This window comes from Desulforamulus reducens MI-1, from assembly GCF_000016165.1.
GTDB classification, from domain to species: Bacteria; Bacillota; Desulfotomaculia; order Desulfotomaculales; family Desulfotomaculaceae; genus Desulfotomaculum; species Desulfotomaculum reducens.
In genome coordinates this window covers 3,449,229-3,470,210 of record NC_009253.1, presented here as the reverse complement: position 1 = coordinate 3,470,210, position 20,982 = coordinate 3,449,229, and the positions used below count along the sequence as shown (strand labels likewise).

The 20,982-nt window shown below is 45.5% G+C and carries 21 protein-coding genes; 20 read left to right on the top strand and 1 reads right to left on the bottom strand.

All coding sequences use genetic code 11. The features are described from left to right. Positions 1-73 precede the first annotated feature (73 nt). The 17 genes from iorA (at position 74) to DRED_RS16880 (ending at position 17,475) form a co-directional block, all read left to right on the top strand. Positions 74-1,855 (top strand): indolepyruvate ferredoxin oxidoreductase subunit alpha, encoded by a 1,782-nt coding sequence (gene iorA / locus DRED_RS16960; RefSeq protein ID WP_041274702.1) that lies wholly within the window; start codon positions 74-76, stop codon positions 1,853-1,855. Next, positions 1,848-2,423, top strand: coding sequence for an indolepyruvate oxidoreductase subunit beta (locus DRED_RS16955; protein ID WP_011879478.1), 576 nt, complete (start codon positions 1,848-1,850; stop codon positions 2,421-2,423). The genes iorA and DRED_RS16955 overlap by 8 nt, the downstream gene beginning before the upstream one ends. A 510-nt stretch (positions 2,424-2,933) precedes the next feature. Continuing rightward, complete coding sequence (gene dsrA / locus DRED_RS16950) at positions 2,934-4,136, top strand: dissimilatory-type sulfite reductase subunit alpha (protein WP_011879477.1); 1,203 nt, start codon at positions 2,934-2,936, stop codon at positions 4,134-4,136. Positions 4,137-4,196: 60 nt separating this feature from the next. Then, positions 4,197-5,261: a dissimilatory-type sulfite reductase subunit beta gene (dsrB, locus tag DRED_RS16945; RefSeq protein ID WP_011879476.1), complete on the top strand. Its 1,065-nt coding sequence runs from the start codon at positions 4,197-4,199 to the stop codon at positions 5,259-5,261. A gap of 111 nt (positions 5,262-5,372) precedes the next feature. Further along, positions 5,373-5,591, top strand: coding sequence for a hypothetical protein (locus DRED_RS16940; protein WP_011879475.1), 219 nt, complete (start codon positions 5,373-5,375; stop codon positions 5,589-5,591). Positions 5,592-5,710: 119 nt separating this feature from the next. Further along, on the top strand, positions 5,711-6,136 hold the full coding sequence (locus tag DRED_RS16935) for a YwiB family protein (protein ID WP_011879474.1): 426 nt from the start codon (positions 5,711-5,713) through the stop codon (positions 6,134-6,136). Between the two features lie 155 nt (positions 6,137-6,291). Then, on the top strand, positions 6,292-7,977 hold the full coding sequence (argS, locus tag DRED_RS16930; protein WP_011879473.1) for an arginine--tRNA ligase: 1,686 nt from the start codon (positions 6,292-6,294) through the stop codon (positions 7,975-7,977). A gap of 12 nt (positions 7,978-7,989) precedes the next feature. Continuing rightward, a complete protein-coding gene (locus tag DRED_RS16925; protein WP_011879472.1) occupies positions 7,990-8,154 on the top strand; it encodes a XapX domain-containing protein in 165 nt (54 codons plus the stop codon). 80 nt (positions 8,155-8,234) lie between these two features. Then, positions 8,235-9,836 (top strand): CTP synthase, encoded by a 1,602-nt coding sequence (locus DRED_RS16920; protein WP_011879471.1) that lies wholly within the window; start codon positions 8,235-8,237, stop codon positions 9,834-9,836. A gap of 179 nt (positions 9,837-10,015) precedes the next feature. Then, positions 10,016-10,957, top strand: a complete 942-nt coding sequence (sppA, locus tag DRED_RS16915) for a signal peptide peptidase SppA (RefSeq protein WP_011879470.1) — start codon at positions 10,016-10,018, stop codon at positions 10,955-10,957. 12 nt (positions 10,958-10,969) lie between these two features. Beyond that, complete coding sequence (locus DRED_RS16910; protein WP_011879469.1) at positions 10,970-11,773, top strand: Yip1 family protein; 804 nt, start codon at positions 10,970-10,972, stop codon at positions 11,771-11,773. A 110-nt stretch (positions 11,774-11,883) separates the two neighbouring features. Next, positions 11,884-12,291: a response regulator gene (locus DRED_RS16905; RefSeq protein ID WP_011879468.1), complete on the top strand. Its 408-nt coding sequence runs from the start codon at positions 11,884-11,886 to the stop codon at positions 12,289-12,291. Positions 12,292-12,377: 86 nt separating this feature from the next. Next, entirely contained in the window at positions 12,378-13,070 is a 693-nt protein-coding gene (locus tag DRED_RS16900) for a hypothetical protein (RefSeq protein WP_011879467.1), read from the top strand. 186 nt (positions 13,071-13,256) lie between these two features. Next, the gene (locus tag DRED_RS16895; RefSeq protein ID WP_011879466.1) at positions 13,257-14,111 is read left to right on the top strand and encodes a class II fructose-1,6-bisphosphate aldolase; all 855 of its coding nucleotides are present in this window, start codon (positions 13,257-13,259) and stop codon (positions 14,109-14,111) included. Between the two features lie 80 nt (positions 14,112-14,191). Further along, positions 14,192-14,842 carry a fructose-6-phosphate aldolase gene (fsa, locus tag DRED_RS16890; protein ID WP_011879465.1) on the top strand — a complete coding sequence of 217 codons (651 nt, stop codon included), beginning with the start codon at positions 14,192-14,194 and terminating at the stop codon, positions 14,840-14,842. A gap of 274 nt (positions 14,843-15,116) precedes the next feature. Next, positions 15,117-16,445, top strand: coding sequence for a transcription termination factor Rho (rho, locus tag DRED_RS16885; RefSeq protein ID WP_238442637.1), 1,329 nt, complete (start codon positions 15,117-15,119; stop codon positions 16,443-16,445). Positions 16,446-16,530: 85 nt separating this feature from the next. Continuing rightward, entirely contained in the window at positions 16,531-17,475 is a 945-nt protein-coding gene (locus tag DRED_RS16880) for a peptidoglycan DD-metalloendopeptidase family protein (protein WP_011879463.1), read from the top strand. 392 nt (positions 17,476-17,867) lie between these two features. Here the strand turns inward: DRED_RS16880 and DRED_RS16875 are convergent, their stop codons facing one another. Further along, entirely contained in the window at positions 17,868-18,206 is a 339-nt protein-coding gene (locus DRED_RS16875; protein ID WP_041274701.1) for a hypothetical protein, read from the bottom strand. Between the two features lie 464 nt (positions 18,207-18,670). On the opposite strand from DRED_RS16875, the gene rpmE reads away from it, so the two are divergent. The 3 genes from rpmE (at position 18,671) to prfA (ending at position 20,878) form a co-directional block, all read left to right on the top strand. Further along, positions 18,671-18,871 carry a 50S ribosomal protein L31 gene (gene rpmE / locus DRED_RS16865; protein WP_011879462.1) on the top strand — a complete coding sequence of 67 codons (201 nt, stop codon included), beginning with the start codon at positions 18,671-18,673 and terminating at the stop codon, positions 18,869-18,871. Between the two features lie 68 nt (positions 18,872-18,939). Next, complete coding sequence (locus DRED_RS16860) at positions 18,940-19,818, top strand: DUF1385 domain-containing protein (RefSeq protein ID WP_011879461.1); 879 nt, start codon at positions 18,940-18,942, stop codon at positions 19,816-19,818. Then, positions 19,808-20,878, top strand: a complete 1,071-nt coding sequence (gene prfA, locus DRED_RS16855; protein WP_011879460.1) for a peptide chain release factor 1 — start codon at positions 19,808-19,810, stop codon at positions 20,876-20,878. Before DRED_RS16860 ends, prfA begins: the two co-directional genes overlap by 11 nt. Positions 20,879-20,982 lie beyond the last annotated feature (104 nt).

Sequence of the window (20,982 nt, the reverse complement as noted above, 5' to 3'; positions counted from 1 at the left end):
CAGCCCCAAGGGGCGATAGCTAATGACTGTTGACAAGACCGAAATAATACCTTATTACATTGGAGGTATGAGGATGAAGGAGTTACTATCTGGTAATGCTGCCATTGCCCGAGGGGCCTATGAAGCAGGCATCTCCGTAGCGACAGGTTACCCGGGCACACCTAGCACAGAGATTCTGGAAAACTTTGCAAAGTACCCGGATATTTATGCCCAATGGTCACCCAACGAAAAGGTTGCACTGGAGGTAGGGGCTGGTGCATCCATAGCAGGAGCCAGGGTACTAGTTACCATGAAACACGTAGGTGTAAATGTGGCGGCGGACCCGTTGTTTACATTGGCCTACACCGGTGTGAACGGGGGCCTTATACTGGTATCTGCCGATGATCCGGGGATGCACAGCTCTCAAAACGAACAGGACAACCGTTACTATGCTTTGGTGAACAAAATGCCTTGTCTAGAGCCAGCCGATAGCCAGGAAGCAAAGGACATGGTGGGCCTGGGCCTGGAAATTAGTGAGCAATTTGATACACCCGTCATGCTACGGGTAACCACTCGGGTTTCCCACTCTCAAAGCTTTGTAGAAATGAAAGAACCAGGCACTAGAACCCTGCGCCCCTATGCCAAGGATCCCGTTAAATATGTGATGGTGCCGGCCCATGGCCGCATGCGGCGGGTTTTTCTGGAAGAACGTATGGCCAAATTGCAGGAATATAGTGAGAACTGTCCTTTGAATACCATTGAATGGGGAGACAAGAATATTGGTGTTATTGCCAGTGGTATTAGCTATCACTATGCCAAGGAAGTTTTGCCCCAGGCCTCTATATTAAAATTGGGTATGACCAATCCTTTGCCGGAAAAGCTTATCAGGGAATTTGCAGCTGGTGTAGACAGCCTATTGGTGATTGAGGAACTGGAGCCCTTCCTGGAATTGCAGATCAGGGCCATGGGAATTGCGCTAAAGGGCAAAGAAATGTTACCGTCCTATGGGGAATTAAGTTCTGCACTGATTGCCAAAGCTCTAATGCAAGAGGGCATTGAGGTGGCAGAGGAATTCCGGCCCATGGGTCAGGCTACCCAGGAAGTGGCTGCCGCCGCAGAGCCCCTGCCTGGGCGTCCACCTGTGATGTGTGCAGGATGTCCTCACAGGGGGGTCTTTTACACACTGAAAAAACAAAAGTTAGTGGTCAGCGGGGATATTGGTTGCTACACCTTGGGTAGTCTCAGTCCCCTAAGTGCCATTGACACGTGCATTTGCATGGGGGCCAGTATTGGGGCTGCCCTGGGAATGGAGAAGGCCAATCCAGAAATGGGTCGAAAAACTGTTGCGGTAATCGGGGACAGCACCTTCCTGCACTCGGGGATAACGGGTTTGATGGATGTGGTCTATAATGGCGGCTCATCAACGGTGCTCATTCTGGATAATAGAACCACTGCCATGACTGGGCATCAGGAGAACCCTGCCACCGGGGCAACCCTCATGGGCAACCCTGCTCCAGCGGTAGATCTGGAAGCTATTGCCAGGGCTGTGGGCGTTAAACGAGTACGGACCGTCGATCCTATGCAATTAAGTGAAATTGACCGGGCGGTCAAGGAGGAAGTTGCTGCTGCTGAACCATCGGTTATTATTGTGAGAAGACCCTGTGCTTTGTTAAAGAACAACAAAACGCCGGAACCAATCGAAGTGGATGAAACACTCTGCATCAATTGTGGCATGTGTATGAAGCTGGGTTGCCCGGCCATCTCACGCCAGGAAGGAAAAGTAGCTATTTCGACAATTCAGTGCAGGGGCTGTGGACTATGTGTACAGCTTTGTCAAAAAGGAGCCCTAAAAAAGCGGGGTGAACAGAATGCTTAAACCATTAAACATTTTGCTTGTTGGTGTCGGGGGACAGGGTACCATTCTAGCCACCAGAATTATGGCTAAGGCAGCCCAAGATGCCGGCTATGACATAAAGGTATCCGAAATAAAAGGAATGTCCCAACGGGGCGGTAGTGTGGTTACACAGATTCGCCTAGGAGAAAAGGTATACTCTCCTTTGATTTCCGAGGGCAAAGCCGATGCAATTTTAGCCTTCGAAAAAATGGAAGCACTGCGCTGGCTTTCCCATCTTAAGGATGGCGGTAGTATTATTATTAACGATCAAGCCATACCGCCAATGCCGGTATTGACCGGTGCGACAGTATATCCGGCGGATTGCTTGGAGCGGGTTCAGCAAAGCACGGCCAAGACAACCATTGTGGATGCATTAAAGATTGCCGTACAATGCGGCAACCCAAAGGCAGCCAATGTGGTTTTGGTGGGGCTGTTAGCCAAACGTTTGCCCATAGCTAAAGAACTATGGATTAATGCTCTGAGGGTCCGTGTGCCGGAAAAATTCATTGACATAAACCTGAAAGCCTTTGAAGAAGGTTATAGCTTATAAGTATTACTTGTTTGTTGGTTAATTCTTCTAGCTATCGGTTATTAAAACTGATGGCTAGAAGATACTAAACAAAATATTCCTTCATCAACAAAAAAACCAACAAGACAACCCCATATGCATGTGCTATAATTAGTTTCATGGTCGCAAAATATAAATAAGAAAAAATTTTAGCAAATTGCTTAAATAACGCAATAAAAGGATTTTTTTAGACTATTCAGACTATGTGAAAAACTCCACATTCCGTAAAGTGCAATATCTGTTGACATACTATATCGACAGGTGTAAAATTTACGTGGAATGAAATCTATACAGTTGATCTGGATTGTGCAAATTTAGACAATTTATTGCCTGCTCTTCTTGGTTGGACAAGTTGTCTTTTTTTGTCTAACTAGCTAGGTTCTAGATGCTAACAAAATAGTGGGACAGGATCTGGCAAGGAAGGCGGCTGTGCCATTTATGGCGGAGATAGAAACAACTATCTTTTTTTACAAAAAAACGGAGGTGAACTTAATGACCGAAACCAAGAAGACTCCTCTCTTGGACGAACTTGAGAAAGGCCCGTGGCCCAGTTTCGTAAAAGAAATTAAAAAAGCCGCTGCTCACAACATTTCCTCCCAAGACTTGCTGGGTCAATTAGAGCTTTCCTATGAAGACAAGAAAGCTCACTGGAAACACGGTGGTCTGGTAGGTGTTATGGGTTACGGCGGTGGTGTAATCGGTCGTTACTCTGACGTACCTGAGCAATTCCCGAACATTGAGATGTTCCACACCATTCGTTTGAACCAGCCTTCCGGTTGGTACTACAACACCAAAGCGTTGCGCCAAGTGTGTGACGTATGGGAAAAGTATGGTTCTGGTCTGACCAACCTGCACGGTGCCACTGGTGACATGGTGTTGCTGGGAACCAAAACAGAGTACATCCAAACTATTTTTGATGAAGTTTCTAACTTCGAAGAGCATCCCATGGATTTAGGTGGATCTGGTTCCAACCTGCGTACCCCCAGCTGCTGTGCTGGTCCCGCTCGTTGCGAATTTGCTATGATCGACACCTTGGATCTCTGTCATGACTTGACTAACGAGTTCCAAGACTATCTGCATCGTCCGATGTGGCCTTATAAATCCAAAATCAAAATTTCCGGTTGCCCCAACGACTGCGTAGCTTCTATCGCCCGTTCCGATATTTCTATCCAGGGTACCTGGAGAGACGATATCAAGATCAACCAAGAAGCTGTTCGTGAATATGTTGCTGGTGGCTTTGATATCAATGGCATGGTTATTTCCAAGTGCCCCACCAAGTGTATAGCTTGGGATGGTAACGAATTAACTATTGACAATGCTAACTGCACTCGTTGCATGCACTGCATAAACAAAATGACCAAAGCTTTACGTCCTGGAGACGATCGTGGTGCTACCATCCTGATTGGTGGTAAAGCTCCTATTCTTCAAGGTGCTATGATGGGTTGGGTTATCGTACCCTTCATGAAGCTTGAGTCTGGCTCCGGCTATGAAGAACTCAAAGAGTTCCTCGAAAAAGTATGGGAGTGGTGGGATGAAAACGGTAAGACCCGTGAGCGCTTGGGTGAACTGATCCTGCGTCTGGGTATGCGTAACTTCCTGCGCGCTATTGAGCTCGAGCCCATTCCTCAGATGGTTATGGCTCCTCGTGCAAACCCCTTCTTCTTCTGGTGGCCTGAAGAAACCGTTCAGGACTAATTTGAATAATATGCAGGCTATTGCCGCATAAAATAATGAAATGGGGAGAGGTGAACCATTTTGGCACAAGCAAGAACTGACATCGGACCGCCGCTCTATAAAGAAATGTTACCGCCTATTATCAAAGAAAACTATGGTAAATGGCAGTACCATGAAATTGTAAAGCCTGGCGTGCTCGTACACGTATCTGAAACCGGAGCCAAGTTGTACACTGTACGTGCTGGTTCTCCGCGTTTGATTAGTATCTACTTCATTCGCGAAATCTGTGACTTGGCAGACAAATACTGTGATGGTTACCTGAGATTTACCAGCCGTCACAACGTTGAATTCCTGTTATCCGACGGAAGCAAAGTCGATGCCCTGATCGCTGAGTTGACAGAGAAGGGTGTTCCCGTTGGTGGTACTGGTAACTCCATTACCAACATCGTACACACCCAGGGTTGGGTACACTGCCACACCCCTGCCACTGATGCATCTGGTATTGTTAAATCCGTTATGGATGAGCTGTTTGAATACTTCACCACCATGAAACTGCCTGCAAAACTGAGAATTTCTCTGGCTTGCTGTCTGAACATGTGCGGTGCTGTACACTGCTCCGACATCGCGATTTTAGGTATTCACAGAACTGTTCCTAAGATCGACCACGATACACTGCATAAGGTTTGCGAAATTCCGACTCTGACTGCTAGCTGCCCCACCGCAGCTATCCGTCCTAACCCCAAGCTGAAATCCGTCGAGATTAAGGCTGAGCGTTGCATGTACTGTGGTAACTGCTACACCATGTGCCCATCTGTTCATATCATCGATGCTAAGAACGATGCTGTGTCCATCTGGGTTGGTGGCAAGATTTCCAACAGCCGTATTGGTCCCAGATTCTCTCGTCTGGCCATTCCTTTCTTGCCTAACAACCCCCCACGTTGGCCGGAAGTTGTTAACGCAGTTAAGCATATCGTTGAGGTTTATGCAGCAAATGCACAACCTGGCGAGCGTATGGCTGAGTGGATTGAACGCATTAGCTGGGAGAAATTCTTCGAGGTTACTGGTCTGCAATTTACAGACAAGCACATCGACGACTTCACTCTGGCTCAAACTACATTCAGAAGCACCACTCAGTTCAAGTGGTAGGAATATAGCCCCTTGAGCATGAGTATAATATGAGTAAAAGCCGTCGCCGTGAGGCGGCGGCATCTCAACATTTACCACCCGTATGGATGGTAGGAAACGGTGGTGTAAAAAATGGAAGAAATTAAAGAGAAAATTTTAGCCTATCTCGCAGGAGTAAGCAAAGAAAAACCCCGTGTAGTTGCAGAAAAAATTGGTGTTAAAAAGAAAGAAGTAGATAAGGCTGTGGCAGAATTGGCTAAAGAGGGTAAAATTGAGTACCTTTACATAGGTACCTCCTATATAACCCTAGCCGGTAAAGACCATACACCTGGCGTTGAAAAGGAAGCGTAATTTACCATTAATGTTAAACCCAAAAAAGAGCGGATATTGTCCGCTCTTTTTTGGGTTTGCTTTTGACATAATGCATTGTTATTTTTCCCAAAGGTTAAAATAGTTTTGGAGGAAAAAATATGGGTATGAATATAATGCTAACCATCAAGGCAATAAGAATGGACCCGGCTAATGATGAACCGGAAATTACAGAAATGGTAGTACCGGGAACTTACCACCGCAAAAATAACTGTTATTACATTATCTATAAAGAAAGTGCCCTAACGGGAATGGAGAATACTACAACTACCCTAAAGGTAGAGAGTAAAACTGTCACCATCATTCGAAATGGTAATGTATCCATGCGACAAATCTATGAAGCAGGGATGGAGCGCAGTTCCATCTACCAAACTAGCTTTAGCAGAATGGACATGACAGTCACAACTAGGAATATTGAGGTTAACTTGACAGACATTGGGGGAAGTATTAAGCTAGATTATGAGTTGTTACTTGACCATGCACCGCTTGGCAGAAACTGCTTAGAGATAATAGTAAAAAAAGCATAGCTAATCCTACTCATGGACTAAGATTAAGATTTCTAGCCCAAAGTAATACATGCAAAAAGCTAAAAGCTAATAGCAAAATCGGGTGGACTGTACTAAAGAAAGTAGTATATTATACTGTGTATGGTCTTATTACCTCGTACGAAGGAGGATTTCTGTTGCAAGGATTGGTAGAAAATATAAAATCCAGCTTAGCCAAAGCTTTGCAGGTTGCAATTGCTGGGGCTGTGGACAAGGGTCAGGTAAACAAGCTGGAAATACCTGAAGTTATCATTGAAGTACCGCGGGAAAAAGGACATGGAGACTTTGCCACTAATTTAGCCATGCAACTGGCCAAGCCTGCTAAAATGGCCCCCAGAAAAATAGCAGAGGCAATTATAGAAAACCTGGACCTGGCAAATACACAAGTGGAACGTGTGGAAATAGCCGGCCCGGGCTTTATTAATTTCTACCTGCAACCTAGCTGGGTACACGGAGTTATTCCTATGATTATTCAAGAGGATCGAAACTATGGGCGGCTGGAACTGGGAGATGGTCAAAGGGTACAAGTAGAATTTGTTAGTGCAAACCCCACTGGTCTGCTACACATGGGAAATGCCCGGGGAGCAGCTTTGGGAGATAGTTTGGCGTCGATCTTAGATTTTGCCGGCTATCGGGTTAGTAGGGAATACTATATTAATGATGCCGGGAACCAGATCGAAAACTTTGGCAAGTCCCTAGAGGTGCGTTATCTACAACAATTGGGTCAGGATATCCAATTGCCCGAAGAAGGATATCATGGAGAAGATATTATTGACACAGTAAAGGGTTATATTAACAAAAATGGTAGGGGATTGCTGGATGCAGACCAGACGACTCGTCGGAAGACCCTGGCTGCCTATGCATTGCAAGAGAAATTAACCCATATTCGTAATACACTGTTGGACTTTGGTGTTGTATATGATGTATGGTACTCTGAACAAGCCCTTCATGATAGCGGTGCCATTCAAGAAACACTGGATGAATTGCGCCAAAAGGGTTTTATTTACGAACAAGAAAATGCTCTCTGGTTCAAAGCCACTGCCTTTGGTGATGAAAAAGATGAAGTTGTTGTTCGCTCTAATGGCATACCCACCTATTTTGCTGCGGATATTGCCTATCACAAGGACAAATATAAGCGGGGCTTTGACCGTGTAATTGATATTTGGGGTGCCGATCACCATGGCCATGTGAACCGGATGAAGGGTTCTATGGAAGCCCTAGGCCATAACCGCGACAACCTGCAAATTATCCTTATGCAGTTAGTCCGTTTATTACGTGGGGGCGAAGTTGTTCGTATGTCAAAACGTACCGGACAGTTTGTTACACTGGAAGAATTGGTGGAAGAGGTTGGAAGGGACGCAGCGCGTTATTTCTTTGTTATGAGAAGTCCAGATAGCCATTTGGAGTTTGATCTGGATTTAGCAAAGTCCCAAACCAATGATAACCCGGTTTTTTATATTCAGTATGCTCATGCCCGGATTTGTAGTATTTTACGTCAACTGCAAGAGCAAGGACGTCCATTGCCTGAAATAGCAGCTATAAATCCTACAGTACTAAAAGAAGAGGCAGAATTAGAGTTGTTGCGCAAACTGGCAGATTTCCCCAGCGAAATTGCTGCAGCAGCGGAAATGATGGCACCTCATCGGATAGCCCGGTATTTGCACGACCTGGCAGGCTTATTTCATAGCTTCTACAACAGTCATCGAGTGATTACAGAAAACGAAGCGATATCAGAAGCTCGTTTGGTTTTGGTACAATGTGTACGCATTGTATTAAGAAACGCTCTGGGGCTGTTGGGCTTAACGGCACCAGAAAAAATGTAGGGAGTACGTTATATGAAAGAGGTACTATATTCCACAATTACTGGTTTTCTGGTGGGCCTCCTATTTGCAAAGTTAAAATTACCGGTTCCTGCTCCACCGACCCTAGCCGGGGTTATGGGTGTGGTAGGATTATTTCTAGGTTATGTACTTGCTGTGCGATTAGGGTGGATGAGATAAACTATTGACAGGACAAGTCCCCATCGTTAAAATGGGATAGGCGTTAGCCAAAATTCTACTGATTTTGACAGGAGGCAACCATGGCCAAGTTTATTTTCGTTACCGGCGGAGTGGTGTCATCCCTGGGTAAGGGTATTACGGCGGCTTCATTGGGGCGGCTACTTAAAAGCCGAGGCTTGAAAGTTGCCATACAAAAATTAGACCCGTACATTAACGTAGACCCGGGGACCATGAGTCCATACCAGCACGGCGAAGTCTTCGTTACTGAAGATGGCGCTGAAACGGACCTGGACTTAGGACACTACGAGCGGTTCATTGATACCAATTTAAATAAAACCAGTAATGTAACTACCGGTGGTATTTACTGGTCTGTTATTAATAAGGAGCGCCGGGGTGATTATCTCGGGGGAACAGTACAGGTTATCCCCCACATTACCAATGAAATTAAAGATAGAGTGCTGCGTATGGCTCGGGAACTGGACGCCGATGTGGTTATTTCCGAGATTGGCGGAACCGTGGGAGATATTGAATCCCTACCTTTTCTGGAAGCCATTCGTCAACTCCGTGCCGATCTGGGCAGGGACAATGTTATGTATGTTCACGTAACCCTTGTTCCCTATTTAAGGGTGGCCAATGAATTCAAAACGAAGCCAACCCAGCACTCGGTAAAAGAACTAAGAAGTCTTGGTATTCAACCAGACGTGATTGTTTGCCGTACTGAAAAGCCCTTTCCCAAAGAGATGGAAGAAAAGCTGGCCCTCTTCTGCGACATTGATAAGGATGCCGTTATTCAGGCTGTGGATGCCTTCTCCATCTATGAAGTTCCCCTTCAGATGGAGTTAGAGGGGCTGGACGACATTGCAGTGGAACGGTTAAGCCTCCAGTGTGGCGAAACGGATATGACGGAATGGAACAATATGGTGGAAAGGATGAAAAACCTAAAAAAGAGTACCACCATTGCACTGGTCGGCAAGTATGTAGCCTTACCAGATGCCTATCTTAGTGTGGCCGAGGCCTTACGTCATGCAGGATTACATCACGATGCATCCGTCGAAATTTGTTGGGTAAATTCTGAGGACCTTGAAAAATTACCTGCGGCAGAAATTTTAAAGGGTGTCGATGGTATTTTAGTACCCGGTGGTTTCGGTGACCGAGGTATTGAAGGAAAAATAAAAGCTATTCAATATGCCCGGGAAAACAAGATTCCTTTTCTAGGGATCTGTCTTGGCATGCAGTTGGCAGTTGTGGAGTTTGCCCGTTCGGTACTGGGCTGGCAGGATGCCAATAGTGCGGAATTCAATCCCCACTGTCAGTATCCCGTCATTGACCTGTTACCAGAACAAAAGGATTTGGATAAGATGGGTGGAACCATGAGACTAGGTGCTTACCCATGCAAATTGGCTCCAGGCACAGCGGCACATAATGCCTATGGAGAAGAGATTATCTACGAGCGGCATCGCCATCGTTATGAGTTAAATAATGATTTCCGCAAAGATCTGGCCCAGGCTGGTATGATATTCAGCGGAACGCTACCCAATGGCAAACTGGTGGAGATTGTGGAGTTGCAGGACCACCCCTGGTATCTGGCCACCCAGTTCCACCCGGAATTTAAGTCCCGTCCCAATCGCCCCCACCCTGTGTTTAAAGATTTCGTAGGGGCGTCCCTTCATAATCAGAAGTAACACAAACTTAAACCTAGAAAAGCTTTGGTGTTTACGCCAAAGCTTTTTTTCTAATCTAATGCAAGGATAAGGTATTTTCTGATAGGTATTTTTTTGTCACCCTGACGTAAGATAAGCAGGGAATAACAAAAACTTTGGCAAAAAGATAAGGAGAACTAGATCAAAGGAGCTGAGGATATTTGCGTAAGAAGATCATTACAGGCATTGTCATCGGGGTTGTACTGTTTTCCCTGGCGGTGGCTATAGCCTTGAAAGGCAATGGGGGCAAAACGGCCGAAAATACCGGAGTGGGAGAACAAATTGCAGTGGTACATATAGAAGGAACCATTATGTCTTCTGCCCCAGGTGGTTTCGGCACAGCAGGTGTGGCTGCCGCAGATCGTATTGTTAGCGAATTAAAAGAAGCCCGGGAGAACCCGGAAATTAAGGCCGTTATATTAAAACTGAACACCGGCGGGGGCACTGTGGTGGGTTCTGATGAAATTGGCAGAGAAGTGGAGCGAGTACGTAAGTCTGGCAAAAAAGTTGTGGCGGCCATGGGAGAGATGGCGGCTTCCGGTGGCTACTGGATCTCCTGCAAGGCCGATAAAATCGTAGCAAACCCGGGAACTTTCACCGGCAGCATCGGTGTGATTATGCAGCTAACGGAAATGAAAGACTTGTATAATAAACTGGGAGTGGAGGTCAACAACATTAAGACAGGGGCCTTCAAGGATATGGGGGCCAGCAATAAGGATCTTTCACCGGAAGAACGTCAGATTTTTCAGGGACTGGTTAACGACAGTTATGAAGATTTCATACAAGTGGTGGCAGCAGGAAGAAAGATGGACCCGACCCAGGTAAGGAAGTTGGCAGACGGCAGAATCTACACTGGCAAACAGGCAAAACAGTTGGGGCTGGTGGATGAATTGGGGGATTTCAATGAAGCCGTAAGAATCACTGCAAATTTAGCCGGTATTAAAGGGGAGCCGGAGCTGGTAGACATGACCGGAGAACAACTCCTATGGCAACAATTATTTGGCGGCCTGCAAGGCAAAAATAAAATCTTACCAATCCCTCTGGAGGGCCTACTTTTATTACCTGATAAGGTAGTAATGCCCATAAATACCAATATACAGTAAGGAGGCGTGGCCTTGAGCAATTTAAAGGATCAAAACTCCGAGCAGTTAACCTGTGACCAGACGCCCGAAGATCATGCACTGCCCGAGGATTTAATAGAGAAAGTATTGGAAAAAGAAGACAATGCAAAGGACAACAACCTGATAATCAAAAAAGAAGCTGAAGAGTCTCCCTTGAAGTTTTACGAAATTATCTATGGTGTATTGTTTGACCCTGTGCCAACCATGAAAAGGATTGTACAGAATCCACCCCTAGGAGTTACCTTGCTGATTGTGGTGTTACTGTCTCTAATTGGCTTACTTACCAATCTATATACCTCAGCCCATGGAGTGCCCAGTGATTTAAGATTAAATCTGGGAATCCCTTTGCCACGGTCAGAGAATTTTACCCAGGCACTGCGGGCTGCTGCACCTCTGTTAGCCATCTTGGGTGCTCTGTTTTATTTTATTAAATGGTTTTTTTACAGTGCCCTATTGCATTTAGTGGCAGATTTCTACGGTGGCCGTGGAACCGCCCGTACTGTATTTGTAATTTATGGCTTAGCTGGTTTGCCAGAGGTATTTTTAATACCTTTAAGGGTATTAACCACTTGGCTGTCACCCGGCGTGGCCACCGGCCTGATGGCCTTGACTAATCTGATCCTATTTATTTGGGGGGTTGTTCTATTAACCATTGGGTTAAGGGAAGCCCACGGTTTCAATACAGGTAGGGCGCTGGCGGTTATTTTTACGCCTGCCCTTGTGGCTGTTCTGCTGGCCGTTATTAGTATGGTGGGCTTGATGACTGTGCTAGCCTCCTTTGTACCGCCTAGCTGGTAGAAAGGTCAAAACCGAAAAAATTCTGAAATTTCAAATGCAAGCAGGTATTGCTGTCATGGTGTCGAAAAACTATTAAGCTAAGGTTATGAGTTCAGGGGGTACCGAATAAAATGAATAGTACATCGTTTGATATTCTTATAGTGGATGACCAGGTAGGAGTAAGACGATTATTATTTGAGGCTCTGGCTGACGAAGGTTACATTGTGAAAATGGCCGGAAGCGGGGCTGAGGCATTGCAAGTTCTTTCCCAGACTCTGCCTTCTCTAGTCCTACTGGATATAAAGATGTCAGGCATGACCGGCATTGAAACTCTTCAGGAAATTCGCAAACATTATGCACAACTGCCTGTGGCTATGATGACAGCCTACGGAGATATGGAGATTATGGATCAAACCAAAAGTTTAGGAGTCCAACATTACCTAAATAAACCCTTTGATTTGGATGACGTTCGAGTTTTGGTACGCTCAATTTTATCACGTTCCGAAGGCTACGGAAAGTTACAAGCGGATATTGGCTAAACCTCTGTATACTGGTAATTGATAAAGAAAAAAAGGAATTTTTTCCTAGGTGGCGAACTCTTTATACTAAAGAGGAGGTTATAGAGGTGCTTATAACCAATGTCACCACCCTGGCCATTCGCTGCCCAGAGTGTGGCGCATTAGAATTTCATAACCTCTCAAGGTTTGCTCTTTCAGGCCGTGGTAAGCTCCAAATTAGCTGCTCCTGTGGTGCCTTCTTGTTAGGTATTGTTAACCGTTCAGCGGGCAGTTATTGGTTGCAAATACCCTGTATATTTTGCGAGACAAAGCACATTCGCGAAATTTCTGGAGTACGCCTGTGGGGCAAAGAGGTCATTTATCTCAATTGTCCAGAATCTGGACTCGAACTAGGGTTTATTGGCAAGTATGAGGAAGTTAAAGAACTGGCAGAATCCTTAGACTCTGGTATAGAATCATTAATTGACGAGCTCGGATATGACGAGTACTTTAATAACTCAGAGATTATGCATGAGGTTATGCAGTCCCTCCAGGAGATTGCAGACAATGGTGGCCTTTACTGTCAGTGTGGAAATACACACATTGAAGTAGATGTTTATCTGGATCGACTGGAGCTCCATTGTAAAGAATGCGATAGCATTAACATTGTTTATGCAGAAACAGAAGAGGACCTAAATGTGATTCAGCAAGTGGATACCATAGAATTGACACAGCACGGTTTTCGTTGTTTGGATAGTTTTTCCAATAATAACTCTAAGCTAGCGAAAAAGACCCGGCGCAAGCGAAACAGACACTCCTAAACATAATTCCGGGTAACTGTGGTCATACTGACTTTAATCCCGTTTGGAGTGTGACCGTCTAATTGCTCATGCCGGAATATGGTTCCTGAAGAATTTGCCTGGCACCAGTTCGTCGGCTCGAACGCGGTCCAGGCTTTTTATTTTGCCTAATGCTACCTTTGTAGCTAAAACAAGGAGGTACATCAAATGCCATTAGTTCCTGTAAAAGAATTACTTGCAAGGGCGGAAGAGGGAAAGTACGCTGTAGGTGCCTTTAATGTTAATAACATGGAAATTGTTCAAGCTATTTTAGCTGCCGCAGAGGCAGAACGGGCACCGGTTATTATGCAAGCTAGCCAGGGCGCCATTAAATATGCAGGTATTCAATACATCCATGGCTTGGCCCTTATAGCAGCCAGCCAATCCACTGTACCCATTGCCCTGCACCTGGATCACGGCACTAGCTTTGAACAATGTATGCAGTGTATCCGGGTTGGCTTTACCTCGGTGATGATTGATGGCTCTAAATTGCCGTTGGAAGAAAATATTGCTCTTACCAACAAGGTTATTGAAGTGGCCCGGGCCACCGGTGTTTCTGTTGAGGCAGAATTGGGTAAAATCGGCGGCACCGAGGATGATATTCATGTTGATGAAAGAGATGCTTTCTTTACTGATCCTGAAGAGGCACGCTATTTTGTAGAAAAAACCGGCGTAGATGCGCTGGCAATTTCCATTGGTACTGCCCATGGGCAATACAAAGGTGTTCCTAAACTGGATTTTGCCCGCCTGGAGAAGATTGCTGGCATGATTGATACCCCCATTGTTTTGCATGGTTCCTCAGGCGTTCCCACTGAAGCCATTCAAGAGGCCATTCGTCTGGGTGTGCGTAAAGTAAATATTGATACCAACATCCGCGAGGCCTTTACCGGTGGTTGCCGACAAGCCTTGGAGAACAATGCCAAAGAAATTGATCCCCGTAAAGTATTAGCCCCGGCCAGAGAGGCTGCCACACAGGTAATCCGTGAGAAAATTCGGGCATTTGGTAGTTCCGGTCGGGCATAAGATGAGATAAAGTAACGCTCAGCCATCAGGTAAACACTGATGGCTGAGGTTTATTACCTTAAATATAGGAGGGCTGAATAATGCTTCTTTTTATCGATACTGCAAATGTAGATGAAATTCGGGCTGCCAATGCCCTGGGTGTCATTGCTGGCGTAACCACCAATCCCTCTCTGATTGCCCGAGAAGGACGTGATTTTGCGGAAGTTGTAAAAGAAATAACCTCCATTGTTGACGGTCCCATCAGTGCAGAAGTGATTAGCTTGGATGCCGAAGGTATGATGAAAGAAGCTGTGGAACTTGCAGCCATTCACCCCAATATTGTTATCAAAATACCAATGACCACCGAGGGATTAAAAGCAACCCGGGCCTGTATGGAAAAGGGCATTAAAACCAATGTTACCCTAATCTTTTCTGCTAATCAGGCGCTATTGGCTGCCAGGGCAGGTGCTACCTATGTTAGTCCCTTTGTGGGACGCTTAGATGATATTGGCCAGGATGGGATTGGCTTGATCTACGATATAGCAGATATCTTTAACAATTATGATCTTGCTACCCAAATTATCTCAGCCAGTATTCGTCACCCGTTACACGTTCAGCAATCCGCCAAGGCCGGGGCCCACATAGCCACAGTACCTTATAAAGTATTGCTGCAAATGGCCAAACATCCCTTAACAGATAAGGGAATTGATGCCTTCCTTGCCGACTGGGCAAAGCTTACCCCAAAAGCCTAAATTTTCATGTCACCGACGGGTAAAGTTACCTGTCGGTGGCTACAAAATTGGCCTCTGATCAGTAAAATCCCATCTATTGACCAAATATCGACCCTGCGATATACTTGAAAGGGCAAACGACAGGTTTCGACATCTGTAAACAAAGCTTTTTCAAGGATTGTTTATTTTTGAAGCCAATATACCTGTGAATAAAACGATTATATCGTGGTTATATAGTTAGTATAAAATCCGGATACGAGGTGGATTATTTTTGGCTGAAAATGATAGACCTGTCATGACACAGGCTCAACTGGAAGCAAAGACCATGCAGGAATTGTATGGTATTGCCCGTGAATTAGAGATTCCAGGTTATTATAAATTTCGCAAAAAAGAAATTATCTTTGAGATATCGAAATTACAATCGAAGCAAAGCGGTGTTTCCTATGCCGGAGGGGTACTGGAAATCCTCCCTGACGGATATGGCTTTTTAAGACCATCAACCTATGTACCTAGCAACGACGATATTTATGTATCTAACTCCCAGATACGACGATTTGATCTAAGAACAGGGGATATGGTCTATGGCCAGGTAAGGAAGCCAAAGGATAACGAGCGGTACTACGGTCTGCTAAGAGTAGAGCAGGTTAATGGTGCAAGACCCGAACTTGCGGCGGAGCGTATGCACTTTGCCGGACTTACACCCCTTTACCCCCAGGATCGCATCCGATTACAAACCACCCCTGATAAGATTTCAACTCGCATCATAGACCTCATTTCACCCTTGGGAAAAGGACAGAGAGGCTTGATTGTGGCTCCCCCAAAGGCAGGTAAAACCATTTTAATTAAAGAAATTGCCAATAGTATTACGGCTAATCACCCTGAGATTGAATTGTTTATTCTACTAATCGATGAGAGGCCTGAGGAAGTAACGGATATTGAACGATCCGTTAAAGCGGAAGTAGTTAGTTCCACCTTTGATGAACCACCGGAAAACCATGTAAAGGCCTCGGATATGGTTTTGGAGCGGGCTAAACGGCTGGTTGAGAGCGGTCGTGATGTAGTGATATTGTTGGATAGCATCACTAGGCTGGCCAGGGCCCATAACCTTGTCATTCCCCCCAGTGGACGTACCCTTTCAGGCGGTGTGGATCCCGCTGCATTGCATAAACCCAAACGGTTCTTTGGTGCGGCCCGTAATATGGAAGAAGGCGGTAGCCTGACCATCTTAGCCACTGCACTAATTGAAACCGGCAGTCGTATGGATGATGTAATCTTTGAAGAGTTTAAAGGAACCGGCAATATGGAACTGATTTTAGACCGCAAATTAGCCGATCGCAGGTTGTTTCCGGCCATTGATATACAACGTTCCGGCACCAGGCGGGAAGATTTGCTTTTATCCAAAGAAGAGTTGGATTATGTCTGGAGCCTTCGCAAGGTCATTGCCGGTATGAGTTCCATTGAGGCACTGGAAAGTTTACTGGATCGTTTGAAAAATACCCGGGCCAATGATGAGATACTGCATGATTTTAAGCCCAAGACAAGGGTACAACCCCTAAACCCTAATTTAGATGTGTCACAGCCGCCGGGACAAAAACGTCCCTATAGAAGGAAAATACAGGAATAGACAAATAAAGTATTTAAAATTATGAATAATATTTAATCACCTTGGATAAACTATCAATAGTTTGTTTATTACGAGGTGATTTTTTATGCATTTTCATATAAATAAAAGAAAACTTGTGACGTTAACCATAGCGGTATACTTTGTCAGTATGGTTCTGGGAGTTTTACCTGCCAGTGCTGGTTTGGACGAAGTTGTCTCCGAGGGGGCTTATTCACCGCCCTTAGCCCGCAATATAGAAGTTCAAAAGCCTTTAACCAAGGCACCCAAAAGTCAAACAGCAAATTCTGAAATAGAAATGGAATATCAGGTGCGTCCCGGGGATTCTTTATGGAGCATAGCTGAACGAACGGGTATCAGTGTTGGGAAGCTGGCAGAAATTAATAAAATGAATCCCACCGATGTATTGGTGGCCGGTCGAAACCTGATTATTCCCGGCATGTCCCTTGGCTATCATAGGATTGCCAGTGGTGAAACCCTATCCCACATTGCTGGACAGTATGATATAACCATGGCTGAGCTAATGAAAGCCAATGGATTAGCTAATCCAGATTTTATTAAAATTGGTGCAACCTTGGTGGTCCCTAATAGAGAAGCGGTTTCTGAGGCTGTTGTGTCCGCCACCAGCAATCAAAAGGGCAAAATTCAAATTGGTGGTTGGGCCTGGCCGGTGGCCGGGGAGATTACCTCCCACTTTGGCATCCGGGGTGACCGTCCCCATGAAGGAGTAGATATTGGAGCCTCCTCCGGTGCCACCATCGTAGCAGCAGAACAAGGCAGAGTTGTTTGGGCAGCCCCCCGGGGCACCTATGGTCTTACGGTCATTCTGGATCATGGTAACGGTATACGTTCCCTGTATGCCCACTGCTCTAAACTACTGGTGACCGAAGGGCAACAGGTTGACCGTGATCAACCCATTGCCAGGGTTGGTAACACTGGTCGTTCTGCCGGTCCTCACTTGCATATGGAAATTCTCAGGCAAGGAATTCCCCTAGACCCTCTACTGTTTCTAAAGGAAAGACTGTTTGGGTAATTTTAAAAAGAAGCCCCCATCAATGGATGGGGGTAGTTTATTTTCTCTATTCAATTTTCCGTAACGCCCTTCCAAAGGTTTCCCATCAATCTTTCATATAAATAAAAATCTTCGCTGTGGGGTTGCTCTTTAAATAAGCATGCCGCACCATGCGCTGTAGAAAATAGGGAGTAAAGGACTTAGCCTTATGTTTTTCATTGGGAACGACGTCTCTGCACCTGGGGTTTCTTAACAATGAGGTACTGCAATAAAACCCGTGACTTGGCTACTTGGGTTATGCAGTGCCAGTAAATCTATGCTTAAAGAAACTTTAAAAGAAAGGAAAGGATCTCAAAAGCTATAAGAAAATTTCCCCTTTGGGAATTTGCTTGTATAAAGAGGGGTGAGCAAAATTACTTTTTGGAGCAGTGGTTTCTAGGACCACTGAAAGCATCACATCCTTTCAATAGAGAAATGAGTTCTTCCCTTGTTGGCGGCCTGGGAATGCCCGGGTCCCCTGACAGGGAGGGATTAAAGTTCTGTACAGGCCCACCTGGTGGACTTAAAAATTCACCTGGGGCAGCTTGTGATACTGTGGCCCCACCAATCTGTGCGGAGACTTTTTTTAACTTTGGCCGTCCGGCATCTGGTGGTGATTGCACCTCCTCTTCTTGAAACAGTCTGCTGGGTGAGCCTGAGGGCCAAGATATCCTGTTCCTGAGTTGTTTAGGCAAATGCTTAATTAAACACATCGAAATCGCCTCCCTCAACATGCAGGTACTGTGTCAAAGGACCAATCATATTTAGTTGTGAGGTCCTGTAAACTGAATTCTCTAATGCCGTGTGATGGAGTAATTACTCCCGGCGGAGGGATGTCACATCCCCGCATACATAGGCGGTTGTACAGGACCGTAAATACCAATATTTGGTATTTATACAAGTAATACGACGCACGTTTCTGTATTCCTTTTTTTGGAAATAATAAATTTATGCTTTTGGGAAAAAATTTTGGGGTTGGCTGTGAGCCATGAGCCTTGAGCTTGAGGGATAGACCCCACGGCTCAAAGCTCAAAGCCCAAAGCCGACCCCAAAGAAATACCTGCAAGCAAGTTCTTGCTCCTCAAATATTTCTATGCTATAATATCGTCGTGTGTTTATATGTCATTAATGCCACTGGCATTGGTTGTATCTGGTCGAGAAAGAAGGTGAGTTGCAAGTGAAAGAAAAGATTCATCCAAACTATCAGGAAGTAGAAGTTAAGTGTGTATGCGGAAACACCTTTAAAACTGGCTCTACCAAAAAGGAGATTAAAGTAGAAATTTGCTCCAACTGCCATCCCTTCTACACCGGAGCTCAACGTCAAATCGAAGTTGGTGGCCGGGCTGAGAAATTCCGTAAGAAATACGGCTTGAAATAGCGTAGTTAGCAGAGCGGTGGCTCTGCTATTTCTTTATGTGCCCCAAATTTTTTGCAAGGGGGTTACTTATGTCTTTTCAATATGGTGGTCAGGCTGTTATTGAGGGTGTCATGATGCGTGGACCAGGCAGCCGAGCCATAGCTGTCAGGCGTCCTGACGAAAGCATTGTTATCAATGAAAAAAAGCTTGGTTCTATAACAAAAAGATTTCCCTTTCTCAAACTTCCCTTTATTCGGGGTGTTGTTATGCTGTTTGAATCCCTTGTAATGGGGATTGAAGCCCTAAGCTATTCAGCGGAACAGGCCATGGGGGAAGAAGAAGAGGAAAAACTCAGCAAATGGGAGATGTTTTTAACCATAGCGGTTTCCCTGGGTTTGGCCATTGTCTTGTTTATTGTCATTCCCACCACTTTAACCTATTATACCGCCACTTCTATTCAGGATAATTTTTTTCGGAATATCATCGAAGGGGTTATCCGATTGGCTGTATTTTTGGGATATGTATATGCTGTATCACGGATGAAGGATATCCAACGGGTCTTTATGTACCATGGGGCAGAACATAAAGTGATTAATGCCTACGAAGCTGGCAAAGATTTAACAGTAGAAGAAGTGCAGAAGTTTTCTACCCTGCACCCCCGCTGTGGTACCAGCTTTCTACTCATCGTTATACTGATAAAAGTGGTTATCTTCTCTGGAGTAACGGCTTCGGGATTAATGGGTCAGATTTTCTTTCGCATCCTCCTTCTGCCGGTGGTGGCCGGTGTGGCCTACGAACTTTTAAAACTGTCTGGGAAATATCAGGATAAAGGCATCTGTCGTATCTTTATTGCCCCCGGACTCTGGTTACAGAAGCTGACCACTCGGGAACCCGAGAACAGTCAGGTAGAAGTTGCAATAAAAGCCTTAAATGCAGTCCTTAAGGAAGGTGACATTCATGTACGATAAACTCCAGGCGTTAGAGGATAGATTTGAGCAACTGGAAAGTCAAATCAGTGACCCGGAAGTCATGGCAGACCGTGCCAAGTGGCAGCAACTGGTGAAGTCTCACTCTGATTTAGCGGAAGTGGTGGACGTTTTCCGCCAGTACAAAAAGGCCAAGGAAGATCTTCAGGAAAATAAACAAATGTTGGAGGATAAACTGGAGCCGGACTTCCGTGAGATGGTCGAATTAGAAATAGAAGAGCTTACAAGCAAAATTGAGGAACAGGAAAACAAACTAAAAATTTTGCTGTTACCCAAGGATCCTAACGACGATAAGAACGTTATTATGGAAATCCGCGGTGGTACCGGTGGAGACGAAGCAGCTCTCTTTGCTGGGGATTTATTTAGAATGTACTCCCGTTATGCGGAGAAGAAGGGCTGGCGTACCGAGATTATAGATGCCAATGAAACAGATTTAGGTGGTTTCAAGGAAGTTACCTTTGTTATTGAAGGGAAAGGTGCCTTTAGCACCCTGAAGTTCGAGAGCGGTGTACACAGGGTACAGCGGGTCCCGGCCACCGAAAGCGGCGGTCGCATTCATACCTCTGCTGCCACCGTGGCAGTACTGCCAGAAGCCGAAGAAGTTGATATCGATATCAATGCCAATGATATTAGGATCGACTTGTTCTGTGCCAGTGGTCCCGGCGGACAGTGCGTAAACACCACCCAGTCCGCAGTGCGGATTACCCACATCCCCACCGGTACAGTGGTATCCTGTCAGGATGAAAAATCCCAGCATAAGAATAAGGATAAAGCCATGCGTGTACTGAGGGCCCGTCTACTGGACAAAGCCCAGGATGAGCAGCAAAAGGCCATTGCAGGTGCACGGAAATCCATGGTGGGCAGTGGTGACCGCAGCGAACGCATTCGTACCTACAACTTCCCGCAGAACCGTATTACCGACCACCGGATTGGACTTACCTTACACCGGCTGGAGTATGTATTACAGGGCGACCTGGACGAATTAATCGATGCCTTAATCACCACCGACCAGGCTGAACGATTAAAGGCAGTAGAAGAATAAAAAATGGCAGGGTATTTCTTTGGGCACACTATAGAACATAGTGCTGTCAGGGAAATACCTTTTATTTTAACTATGCTCCGATAAGTCGTTTTGCTGGGGATAAC